General features: G+C 69.8%; 11 protein-coding genes. 5 read left to right on the forward strand and 6 right to left on the reverse strand.

Annotated features, from left to right (window positions below; translation table 11 throughout):
- Nucleotides 1-8: 8 nt before the first annotated feature.
- The 3 genes from ABZT49_RS27590 to ABZT49_RS27600 form a co-directional block, all read right to left on the reverse strand.
- Nucleotides 9-1,667, reverse strand: coding sequence for a pilus assembly protein TadG-related protein (locus ABZT49_RS27590; protein WP_355290828.1), 1,659 nt, complete (start codon nt 1,665-1,667; stop codon nt 9-11).
- Complete coding sequence (locus ABZT49_RS27595; protein WP_355290830.1) at nt 1,664-2,098, reverse strand: TadE/TadG family type IV pilus assembly protein; 435 nt, start codon at nt 2,096-2,098, stop codon at nt 1,664-1,666. Before ABZT49_RS27595 ends, ABZT49_RS27590 begins: the two co-directional genes overlap by 4 nt.
- 688 nt (nt 2,099-2,786) lie before the next feature.
- Nucleotides 2,787-4,535, reverse strand: a complete 1,749-nt coding sequence (locus ABZT49_RS27600; protein WP_355290832.1) for a DUF3369 domain-containing protein — start codon at nt 4,533-4,535, stop codon at nt 2,787-2,789.
- A 325-nt stretch (nt 4,536-4,860) separates the two neighbouring features.
- Here ABZT49_RS27600 and ABZT49_RS27605 point away from each other — a divergent pair, with 325 nt between their 5' ends.
- The 4 genes from ABZT49_RS27605 to ABZT49_RS27620 all read left to right on the forward strand — a co-directional run bounded on the left by ABZT49_RS27605 (nt 4,861) and on the right by ABZT49_RS27620 (nt 7,454).
- A complete protein-coding gene (locus ABZT49_RS27605) occupies nt 4,861-5,088 on the forward strand; it encodes a hypothetical protein (protein WP_355290834.1) in 228 nt (75 codons plus the stop codon).
- 202 nt (nt 5,089-5,290) lie between these two features.
- The gene (locus ABZT49_RS27610; RefSeq protein WP_355290836.1) at nt 5,291-6,037 is read left to right on the forward strand and encodes a response regulator; all 747 of its coding nucleotides are present in this window, start codon (nt 5,291-5,293) and stop codon (nt 6,035-6,037) included.
- A 149-nt stretch (nt 6,038-6,186) separates the two neighbouring features.
- Nucleotides 6,187-7,026, forward strand: coding sequence for a serine O-acetyltransferase (gene cysE / locus ABZT49_RS27615; RefSeq protein ID WP_355290838.1), 840 nt, complete (start codon nt 6,187-6,189; stop codon nt 7,024-7,026).
- 230 nt (nt 7,027-7,256) lie between these two features.
- The gene (locus ABZT49_RS27620; RefSeq protein WP_206289771.1) at nt 7,257-7,454 is read left to right on the forward strand and encodes a DUF3126 family protein; all 198 of its coding nucleotides are present in this window, start codon (nt 7,257-7,259) and stop codon (nt 7,452-7,454) included.
- Nucleotides 7,455-7,478: 24 nt separating this feature from the next.
- Here the strand turns inward: ABZT49_RS27620 and ABZT49_RS27625 are convergent, their stop codons facing one another.
- Complete coding sequence (locus tag ABZT49_RS27625; RefSeq protein WP_355290840.1) at nt 7,479-8,186, reverse strand: hypothetical protein; 708 nt, start codon at nt 8,184-8,186, stop codon at nt 7,479-7,481.
- Between the two features lie 252 nt (nt 8,187-8,438).
- Between ABZT49_RS27625 and ABZT49_RS27630 the strand changes: the two genes are divergently transcribed.
- A complete protein-coding gene (locus ABZT49_RS27630; RefSeq protein ID WP_355290842.1) occupies nt 8,439-8,768 on the forward strand; it encodes a DUF6949 family protein in 330 nt (109 codons plus the stop codon).
- 289 nt (nt 8,769-9,057) lie between these two features.
- On the opposite strand, the gene ABZT49_RS27635 is transcribed toward ABZT49_RS27630, so the two are convergent.
- Together ABZT49_RS27635 and ABZT49_RS27640 are read right to left on the reverse strand one after the other, a co-directional pair.
- Nucleotides 9,058-9,765, reverse strand: a complete 708-nt coding sequence (locus ABZT49_RS27635; RefSeq protein WP_355290843.1) for a transglutaminase-like cysteine peptidase — start codon at nt 9,763-9,765, stop codon at nt 9,058-9,060.
- A 146-nt stretch (nt 9,766-9,911) separates the two neighbouring features.
- Nucleotides 9,912-10,090, reverse strand: a 179-nt coding sequence (locus ABZT49_RS27640) for a transglutaminase-like cysteine peptidase (RefSeq protein WP_355290847.1), incomplete at its 5' end; no start/stop codon positions are given.

Here is a 10,090-nt window from a genome sequence, read left to right on the forward strand (position 1 = left end):
CCAGACCGTCACTGGACCAGAACCGCGCCGCCGCACCGCGTCCCGGTGACGGCGACGTCGGCGGAGCCGAGCGTCACGCCGGCGACGGCCAGGACCGACAGGAGGACGGTGTCGATCGGTGTCGCCGCCGCGCTCAAGGCGGCGCTGACCGCTCCCCTCAGGTCGAGCAGGCCCGGCAGTGCGAGGGTGCCCAGCCCGAGGGTGTTGACCTGCAGGTCGAGATTCGTGAGCAGCGATGCCGTCAGCGACGCGCCGATGGTGTTGGTCGACACGGTCTTGACGCGGCTGGCCCGGATGTCGTCGTCGGAGAAGGTCAGGGACTGGGTGGACGAGCCGAGCTGCACCGCCGAGCTTCCGGTGACCGCGACGAGGGGAGCCTGCAGGATCGTCGCCGGAGCGAGGACCGGACGGGGCGCGCCGAGGGCGAGCGCGCCGGGCGGAACCTGGCCGATCGCCAGGAACGCCACGCCGGTCGTGACGGCGAGCCTGACGCTGCGCTCGCTGACGGCGTTCCACGGGCAGGCGACCCGCGTCAGGACGGCGCGCGCCGGCGCGAGCTCGACGTAGATCGGAAGATAGAGGTTGATGAGGGCGAGTGGGCCGGGCAGCCACAGCTCGACGAGGAGCCGCTGCTGGGCGGTGCTCAAGGTGCCGCCGACGCCCGCGAACCCGGATGTGCGCCACGCCTCGCCGATGCGCATCGTGATCCGTGCGCCGGCAAGTCCTGGCACAGTGGCTCCGAGGTCGAGGCTGACTTGGTTGGCCGAGTTCGCCAGGAAGGCGGCTCCGGTGATCATGTCGAGCGCGTTGACCCAGAGCGCCTCGCCTGTCTGCGAGACCGGGGACGCGCCGACCTCGCCGGCCGTCAGCAGCCCCGCCAGACGGATGGAGGCACCGGCTCCGCTCAGGACCGCGATCAGGGTGTTGAGGGAGGACCGCGAGGCCGCGCTCGCACTCCCCGGCTCGGAGGCCTGGCCGATCAGCGCCATCACGTCCGCGATCCGCAGGCTGGTCTTCAGGACGTCGTCGTAGGTCCCGGCCTGGAGGCCCAGCCGCGGCGCCGCGCCGCGCAGGAAGGCCAGGGCATCGACCCTCAGGCTGGCGAGGGCCCGGTAATCCATGAGCGTGAAAGAGACGGTCGTCCCGAGCAGGCGTGACAGCAGGGCGTTCGCGATCCCCGCATCGAGGCTGACGAGGCGCGACCCGAGGCCGAACGCGGCGAGATCCGCGCGCAGGGCGGTGGCATCGCCGGAGACCGTGAAGCTCGCCGGTCCGCCGACGATCCGCGTGAAGGTCGTCCGTACGGTGCTGGACAGGTGAACCCGCGTTGCGTTGGGGGCCTGCCCGGCCGGCGTGAACCGGCCGGCGGCCGGAACCGCGCGGTTCGCGACGTAGGTGCCGGCCGCGACGGTCAGGTCGGCCGGGGCGCGATATCCGTTGTCGAGCAAGGACCGGGACGCGGCGGCAAGGCTGTGATCGGCCCGGGCCGCGGCGAGAGCGGCGAGATCGACCGCAGACTGGACGCGGCGCTTCTCGAGATAGACCTGGCCGAGATCGATCCCGAGGCCGGCGCACCCGCACAGGACCGTCAGCAGGACAGCCACGAGCGGCCCGATCGAGCCCGTCTCGTCGGCGCCGAAGCGCCGGCGCGGTCCGCGCCCGGTCACAGCCCGCCCCTCCGGATGCTGGCCGAGCGCGACAGGGTCTGCGGCACCGGCGCCGCCGGCGGGAGCAGGTTGAGCAAAGTCGTCTTGAGGTCGTACCGCAGGGTCACGACGAAGAGATCGGGATCGTTCGGATCCGGTCTGGCGTCGATGACGACGGCATCCGGTCGGAGCAGCTGGCTGATCGCAACGCTTCGTTGCGCCGTCGCCGTCGCCAGGGCCGCTCGCTCGGCCGGATCGAGCCCCGCGATGGCCGCCCGTGCGGCCTCGCTGGCAGCGGCCTGTAGACTGTGGGCGACACCGAGGAAGCTCCCGAATGCTATGGTGCCGAGGACGAGAGCCAGCAAGACCGGGGCGACGATCGCGAATTCGACGACGGCCGATCCCGATCGATCGTGGACGAACCGCGTCGGTGAGCCGCGCGGAGCACGCATGGGCAACCCCGGGTTGATCAACCTGAGATTGATTGAAGTGCAGGAAAGTTTCACGCTCGTTAACGCGTTGGCGGCGTGTTGCGTCTGAAGCCTGACGCTCGAATATGCTTTCGATGCCGATGATCGCACTCACTAGTCCAATCAAATTTTATCTAAAAGCATTGCAGTCATATACCGAGCTACTACTATGCTTATAAATATTTGTAATCATTATTACGATAATCAATTTGTCGGCACTTACTGGACTGCATCGAACCGAAATTATCAAAAAATGAGAGTTGTGGCAGCGATGAAGCGCAACCGCTGCTTGATTGGCTCGCGAATACCATCCAGCCACCCGCAAGCTGCATGCTCTCGGGACCGCTTGCAGGTCGTGATGACCTATGGTCATCTAACCGCGTGATCGAGCGGAAAGCGCCAGGGCGTCACGGCCCCACATCCGGCAGGCGGCCGGGTGTCTTCGGGCGAGAGCATCGCCGGTCACGAACCCAGGAGACGACGATGGGGTGGTTTCGGCCACGCTTTCGCGTTTTGATGTTCTATAAACGAGTGCGGAGGACCAGCGTGACACTGATCCTCCGCGTGCAGCTCGGATAGTCGGAGCGTCAAAAGGGGCGGGGGTAGCAGCCCCCGTCCCACTCCGGGGCTGAATTTTAAAGCCTGCTGACCGACAGTCAACACGCCCCGCTCACGCCAGCCCTTCGCTCCCATTCGGCAACCGGATCGCGAAAGTGGAACCCGGCTCGGGCGCGTGGGTCTCGGCCGTCGCCCGTCCGCCATGCAGTTCGGCGATCCGCTTGACGATCGACAGCCCGAGCCCCGTCGAGCCCTCGCCGGCGGTGGGCTTGGCCGAGAGGCGCTGGAAGCGGCCGAACAGGCGGCCGATATCTTCCGGCGACAGGCCGGGACCGTGGTCGCGCACGGCATAGACCGTTTCCCCGGCCTCCTGCGCCACCGTGACGACGATCTCGGCCCCGGCCGGCGAATACTTGATGGCGTTCGAGATCAGGTTGTCCATCGCCTCGCGCAGGCGCTCGGCGTCGCCGTGCAGCGTGACGCTGTCGGGGATGTCAGAGCGCAGGGTCTGGCCCTTGGTCTCGGCCAGCGGCGCGTTGGCCTGCGACACCTCCCGGGCGAGGGCGGCGAAATCCACCGGCTCGCGGCGGAGAACGATGTCGAGGGCGTCGGTCATCGCGTCGGCGATCAGAGTCTCGATCATGCCGGTGAGGCGGCGCGCCGTCTCGCGGATATGGCCGATCTGGGCGTGCATCGCCTCGGCCGGCGGCGGCTTGGCCTCGATCATGTCGCCCAGCATCTCGGTCCGGCCGAGGATGACAGCGAGCGGGTTCTTCAGGTCGTGGGCGACCGTGCCCAAAATCTCGGTCTTGAGCTGGTTGGCGCGGCGCAGGTCCGAGCGCTGCATGGCGAGCCTGCGGTTGGCCCGCATCAATTCGCCGGTGCGCTCCACCACCCGCTGCTCCAGGCCGATATTGGCCCGCTGCAATTGCTCGTAGAGGATCACGTTGTCGAAGGCGACCGACAGGCGCGAGGTGAACAGGCCGATCAGCGCGCGGTCCGTCTCCGAGAGCGAGCGATCGGCCTTCAGGAGCGCGACGATCTCGCTGCCGCTCGCGGTGTGGACGTAGAGGGTCGACCAGCGGTCGCCGAAGGTGTGGCGCCGCTCGGTGAAGGCCTGGGCGACGATTCCCCGCACGTCGTCGTCGAGGGGGCGCTGCCCGTCCCCGCCGGCGAGGTGCTGGTAGCAGCCCGAGCCCGCGAGCACGCTCACCGCATCCTGCGGGCCGGATTGCTCGCGCAGGACCAGGATGCCCTCGCAGGCGACGTTGAGGAGCGAGGAGACCTGGGTCAGCACCCCCTCGGCCAGCCGCTGCATCGACTTGTAGTCGAGCAGCATCGGTGCGGCGTCGATGATGATCTCGAGCCCGCGCCGGGTCTCCTCCAGGCGCTTGAGCTGCTGGTAGGCGCGGAGCGCCGCGGTCAGGCTGGTGAACAGCTTGTCGGCGGTGAGCTCGGTCTTCGCCTTGTAGTCGTTGATGTCGTAATCGACGATGACGCGCCGTTCCGGCGCCTGGCCGGGCTGCCCGGTGCGCAGGATGATGCGCACGGTCTCGTCCTTCAATTCGCGCCGGACGAAGTCGACGAGCTGCAGGCCCGCGTCGTCGGTCTCCATCACCACGTCGAGCAGGATCACCGCCATGCCGCGCCGGGCCGAGAGCAGGGAGCGGGCCTCGGATGCCGAATAGGCCGAGATCAGCTCGAGCCCGGCCCCGTCGAGCCCGTAGCCCGAGAGGGCGAAGCGGGTGCCCTCGTGCACCGCAGGGTCGTCGTCCACCACCATCACCGGCCAGGCGGCGGTTGGCAGGTCCGCGCCGGGCTCGTCGTCCGGCAGCAGGAAGAGGATGTCGTCGTCGCTCATCGACCGTCCGTGCGCGCGGCCCCGGCCGCGCCGGCGGCGCGCGAAGCTTCGCGCCGGCATCCTGGCCGGGAGGACGCGAAACGACAAGGTCGCGCAAGGTGGCGACGAACGAACCGGCCCGCTCCAATGTGATTTGTCAGGGCTCGACCGTTCGGCGGATCGACGCCGCCGCTGCGCGACCCCCGATGACCGGGCTCTCGTCCGAGCGACGACACGCGACGTCGGGTGCGCGAGAGCACATCCCGTGCGACGACCTTCACCACGTAATGATCGTGCAACAGAGCCCGCCTACAAGCGCCGCGCTTGCAGAACAGGGAGGCACGCCATGCTTCACGTGGTCCCGGAACATGTCGGCGCGATCGCCGCACCGCTGCCCGACGATGCGCCCTGGCAGCGCGACCTCGATGCCCTGGACGCGCTCCTGCAGGATTCGCGTCCGCAGCGCCCGAGCCGGGCGCAGATCGCCGCCCTGATCGAGGCCGAGGCGCCCGGCGCCCTCTCGGCCGCGTCCCGCGCCCGGATCGCCGAGCGGCTGGCCGGCATCCTCGCCTGACTCGAAGCGGGGGGCGCGACGCATGGACCTGAGGACAAATTCGGTGCTGCGCCCCGCCCGGCGGCGCGGCACGTGGACGGAATGCGCCCAAGACGGCATTGTCGTCACTGGCGACCCGGGTTTTCGGGGCCGCTGCGGCACGGGGGCGCGGGATGGTGGCGAGGCGGGGACGCGGGCGGTCGGCCCGCTCGGGAGCGGCGTAATGACGGGTGCCGCCCCGCACGTCGTGGTGGTCGACGACGAGCCCGATGCCCGCGCCATGGTGGGCGACTACCTGCGGATGCACGGGTTCGAGGTCAGCCTGTGCGACGGCGGCCGCGCCCTGCGCCGGCGCCTCGCCGAGGTCGCCCCCGACCTGATCGTCCTCGACCTCAACATGCCGGAGGAGGACGGGCTGTCGATCGTGCGCGACCTCAAGGGCCGCTCGACCATTCCCATCATCATGCTCACCGCCACCGCGAGCCCGATCGACCGGGTGGTCGGCCTCGAGCTCGGGGCGGACGATTACCTGCCCAAGCCGTGCGAGCTGCGCGAATTGGTGGCGCGCATCCGCTCGGTGCTGCGCCGGGCGGCGCAGACGCGCGGCACCACCTCCGAGCCGGCCCAGCCGGGGATCCAGCCCGAGATCCGGCAGGAGAACGGCGTCCGGTTCGGCCGGATGATCGTCGACACCGAGACCCTGCGCCTGCGCGACGAGGCCGGCACCGAGCAGATCCTGACCCGCTCCGAATACGCCCTGCTGAAGGCCTTCCTCGACAACCCCAAGCGCGTGCTGACCCGCGAGCGCCTGCTCGACCTCGCCGACGCCCGCGACCCCGAGGCATTCGACCGGGCGATCGACGTGCGGATCAACCGCATCCGCAAGAAGGTCGAGCCCGACCCGGCCAATCCGCGTTTCATCAAGACCGTCAGGGGGATGGGCTACGTTTTCCGGCCCGACGGCGATTGAGGGCCAAGGCTGCCCCGCGGCAGGATTCCGCGACCCGGGGCTTGATCGAGGGCGGGGGGCTCGCCACGCTATTCCAGCAGAATGCCGTCGCGCTATGTAGGGCGGGATAGGGAATCGTTTGCCCGCCGCCGCTGCCGAGGAGAAGGCCGTTGTCGCCCAGCCCCGCTCCCACCCTCTCCGGCGCCGATCCGGTCGCCGGTATCGTCGATCCGGTCTGGCGGCGGCTGCGCCAGGAGGCCGAGGCCGTGATGCGCGACGAGCCGCGCCTCGCCTCGTTCCTGTTCGCCAGCGTCCTCAACCACGCCACCCTCGAATCGGCGGTGGCGCACCGCGTCGCCTCGCGGCTCGGCCACCCGGCGCTGACCGCCGACCTGATCGCCCAGAGCTTCGCCGAGGCGGTGGCGGACGATCCCGGCATCGGCCAGGCCTTCCGGGCCGATATCGGCGCGGTGATCGACCGCGACCCGGCCGCCGGCCGGGCGATCGAGCCGGTTTTGTACTTCAAGGGCTTCCACGCCATCCAGGCCCATCGCCTGAGCCACTGGCTCTGGACCCGCGGCCGGCGCGACTTCGCGCTCTACCTGCAGAGCCGCTCGTCGGAGGTCTTCCAGACCGACATCCATCCGGCGGCGCGGATCGGCCGCGGCATCTTCCTCGACCACGCCACCGGCCTCGTCGTCGGCTCGACCGCGGTGATCGAGGACGAGGTCTCGATGCTGCACAACGTGACCCTCGGCGGCACCGGCAAGCAGGGCGGCGACCGCCATCCGAAGATCCGGCAGGGCGTGATGATCGGCGCCGGCGCCAAGATCCTCGGCAACATCGAGGTCGGCGCCCGCGCCCGGGTTGCCGCCGGCTCGGTCGTGCTCCAGGCGGTGCCGCCCTGCACCACGGTGGTGGGCGTGCCGGCGCGCGTCGTCGGCTCGGCCGGCTGCTCCGACCCGGCGCGGGCGATGGACCAGTTCATCCACCTGATGGACGGGATCTGACGGCCCCGCGTCGCGCCGCCTTGCCCCCCCGGCCCCGCCGTGGCAAGGCGGGGGCCCTACCGATCCGAGCCCCCGTGGACCGCCCGGCGGGGGAGGGTCGTCGTCGCATCCCGAGCCCGCCCGCGGCTCTCGGGGTCCTGGTTGAAGGCGGCCGATGCCGGCGCCCGCTCGGGGCACGGTCGCGGCCGAACTTTGAAGCACGTGAAGAGGCCAGCGTGAACAAGACCGAGATGACGAAGGTGGAAGGCTACCTTCGCCGCACTTTCGCCAACCACAACATCCGGCTCGTCGCCCGTCCCAAGAAGACGGACTCGGCTGAGGTCTATATCGGCGAGGAATTCCTCGGCGTGCTGTCGGTCGACGACGAGGACGGAGACCGCTCGTTCAATTTCTCGATGGCGATCCTCGATACCGACCTGGACGAGTAGTCTCGTACAAGTCGTCTCAAGGCGTCAGGGGTTGGAGCCGAACAGCCGCTCCAGCCCCGCGAGGCCGGCGCCCCAGGAGGGCAGCCGGTCGGCCGAGAAGCGCAGGCGTAGGCTCACGCCGCCGACCCGGATCTCGCTGAGGCAGGCGGCGTCCGGCTCCGGCACCCGCCCGGTGGCGCAGCGCGCCGCGAACCGGCTGCCCTCGCCCTGTGCGAGATAGAGATCCTCGCCCTCGAACGGCGTGCCGGCCCGGAAGCGCCGGCGCATCAGGCCGTCGGTGAGCGGCTGCGCCTCGGCGGTTAGGAAGCGGGCGTAGCGCCGGGCCGGGCTCAACGGGGCCTCGGTCTCGGGTGCCCGGGTCGCGGTCACCCGCATCAGGCCGGGCAGGGCGCTGCCGGTCAGCTCGGTCCATGGAATCGCCAGGTCGATCCGCTCCGGCGTCGCCTCGGCGGCGGCCCCGGGCCGCACGATCCAGGCCGCCGGCAGGACCAGGGGCCGGGGGGTGAGGGTGCTCACCACCACCGGTCCGGCCGGTGCCATCGGGCGCGCGAGCCAGGCCGCGACTACGCCCGTGAGGGCGAGCGAGCCGGCGAGGCCTAGGGCCGCCGCCAGGATCAGGCGCCGGTCGACCGGATGGGCGGCGATGGGTGGAACGGCGGGGCGGCCGACCCGCGCCGCGTGCATCACGTCCCGTTCGAGTCGCGCCACGGTGGCGCTCAGTGCAGGCCCCATGGCGCCCGCCTCCGATTCGTTCGATCGATGCCCGGAGCGGGCATGTCCCGGAACGTTCGGCTCCGACCGTTAACGGCTCCTTACCGGAACCCGGTCACGGGTCGTATTTCTGTGGCATGGGGGACCCATGCCGAGGGGAATCCCGCAACGGGACCGGCTGCAAAGATCTGTGGATAACGAAAAATTAACCATAACCCTAAATCGCGCCTGGCGCAGGGTGGGACGAACGCGGCTTCCGGAGTTTAACCTCCCATGAACTTCTCGCCCTCCGCCCTCGAGAACATCCAGACCCTGGTGCTCGGCCTCGCTTTCGCGGGCCTCCTGGCGAGCGCCTTCGAATGGGCGACGGCGCGGCGCGCGAGCTTCGGCCTCCTGTCGGGCGGCGGCCTCGTGGCCATCGCCTCCCTGCCGGTCCTCGCTTTCGGGGCGCCGTTCATCATCCTGCGCAACACCGTGCGCGGTCGGCGGATCGAGGGGCGGCCGATCCCCTTCGTGATGCTGGCGACGATGCTGGCCTGCGGCTGGAGCCTGGTCTCGGGCCGGGTGGTGCTCGACCTGGCGCACCTGGTCTCGGGCGCCTGAGGGGCTGTCCGATCCGCCTTCTCGTTTCAAACGCTCAAGGTCATTCCGGGGCCGCGCAGCGGAGCCCGGAATCCATAACCGCGGATGGTTCAGGATCGGGCGGAGGCCGTTCCCGCTCATTCTGAAACCCCCCGAGGGTCTGGATTCCGGGCTCCGCTGCGCGGCCCCGGAATGACGAGAAGGGGGTCAATGCCGTGGGACGCCGACGAACAGGCTCCGCGGGCATGGTCGAGAGGGCGGTATGCTCACGCCTGTCTCGCACGAAACAGTATCGAGGCGCCTGCCCCCCTCAGCGATTCGCCGTGGTGACCGGCGAGGTCACGCCGTTGAGCGCGACCCAGGCGAGGCCGTCCTGGCCCTCGCGCTTCACGTAGGTGTAGCCGGTGCGCTGCCAGGGCAGGATCGCGTTGGTCTTGTTGTCGAGGATGTAGTCGCCGCGGTCGGTGCGGACCATCAGGACCGCGTGGCCCTCGCCGATCTCGTCGATCACCACGGTCATCCGCAGGGCGCGGCGGGCGAGGCCGCGCTCCACCAGCATCCGGCGCTTGAGGAGTTGGTAATCCTCGCAATCGCCCATGCCGTCATCGGGAAAGTCCCAACGGTCGACGACGCCCCAATGGTCCTGGTCGATCACTGGGCGGATGCGGCCGTTGACGCGCCGGTTCACCGCCGTCAGCGTGCGCCACAGGGCCGGCGTCATCGTCAGCGTGGTCGGCTCGCTGGTGTCGACGGCGCATTCCGCCGGATAGCGGGTGCAGAAATCGGTCCAGGCGCTCACGGGCTTCGCCGCTCCGCCACGCTCGATCGCCACGCTGGCATCGGGCAGGGCCGCGAGGGTCTGGGTCTGCCCCTGGGCGGTCGCGCCGCCGATCAGCAGCAGCGTGCCGAGAAGTCCCAGCTGCGCCGCTCGGGCGCCGCGCTTCAGGAGGCCCTGGCGATCGACATGTCGCACGTCGACATGGCTCGCCCGGCCGAGGCCGTCCATCACTGCCCGCATTGCCCCATCGACTCGTCGCTTGGTTCTTGCATCCAAGCTGCCACGGGGGCCGACGGCGCTCAACCGAAAAATTTAAACCCTGGTAAACGCTCCTGCCGCACTTTGGTTCCAATTCGGCACGCAGATTCTTCGGCTGATTCGTCCCCTCACCGATTGGCGGTGACGGTCGGGGCGGTGGCACCACCCAACGATACCCAGGCGGTCGCGTCCTGCGATTCGCGCTTGATGAAGGTGTATCCTGTCTTGTGCCAGGGCAGCACGGCGCTGGTCTTGTTGTCGAGGACCAGATCGCCGCGGTCGGTGCGCAGCATCAGCACGGCGTGGC

This window comes from Methylobacterium sp. EM32 (assembly GCF_040593685.1).
GTDB lineage: Bacteria > Pseudomonadota > Alphaproteobacteria > Rhizobiales > Beijerinckiaceae > Methylobacterium.

Excerpts from the sequence above, each read along its gene's own strand:
- ABZT49_RS27625 (WP_355290840.1), bottom strand. The coding sequence starts at position 8,186 with ATGGGGCCTGCACTGAGCGCCACCGTGGCGCGACTCGAACGGGACGTG.
- ABZT49_RS27635 (WP_355290843.1), bottom strand. The coding sequence starts at position 9,765 with ATGCGGGCAGTGATGGACGGCCTCGGCCGGGCGAGCCATGTCGACGTG.
- ABZT49_RS27595 (WP_355290830.1), bottom strand. The coding sequence starts at position 2,098 with ATGCGTGCTCCGCGCGGCTCACCGACGCGGTTCGTCCACGATCGATCG.
- ABZT49_RS27600 (WP_355290832.1), bottom strand. The coding sequence starts at position 4,535 with ATGAGCGACGACGACATCCTCTTCCTGCTGCCGGACGACGAGCCCGGC.
- ABZT49_RS27610 (WP_355290836.1), top strand. The coding sequence starts at position 5,291 with ATGACGGGTGCCGCCCCGCACGTCGTGGTGGTCGACGACGAGCCCGAT.
- ABZT49_RS27630 (WP_355290842.1), top strand. The coding sequence starts at position 8,439 with ATGAACTTCTCGCCCTCCGCCCTCGAGAACATCCAGACCCTGGTGCTC.
- ABZT49_RS27605 (WP_355290834.1), top strand. The coding sequence starts at position 4,861 with ATGCTTCACGTGGTCCCGGAACATGTCGGCGCGATCGCCGCACCGCTG.
- ABZT49_RS27620 (WP_206289771.1), top strand. The coding sequence starts at position 7,257 with ATGACGAAGGTGGAAGGCTACCTTCGCCGCACTTTCGCCAACCACAAC.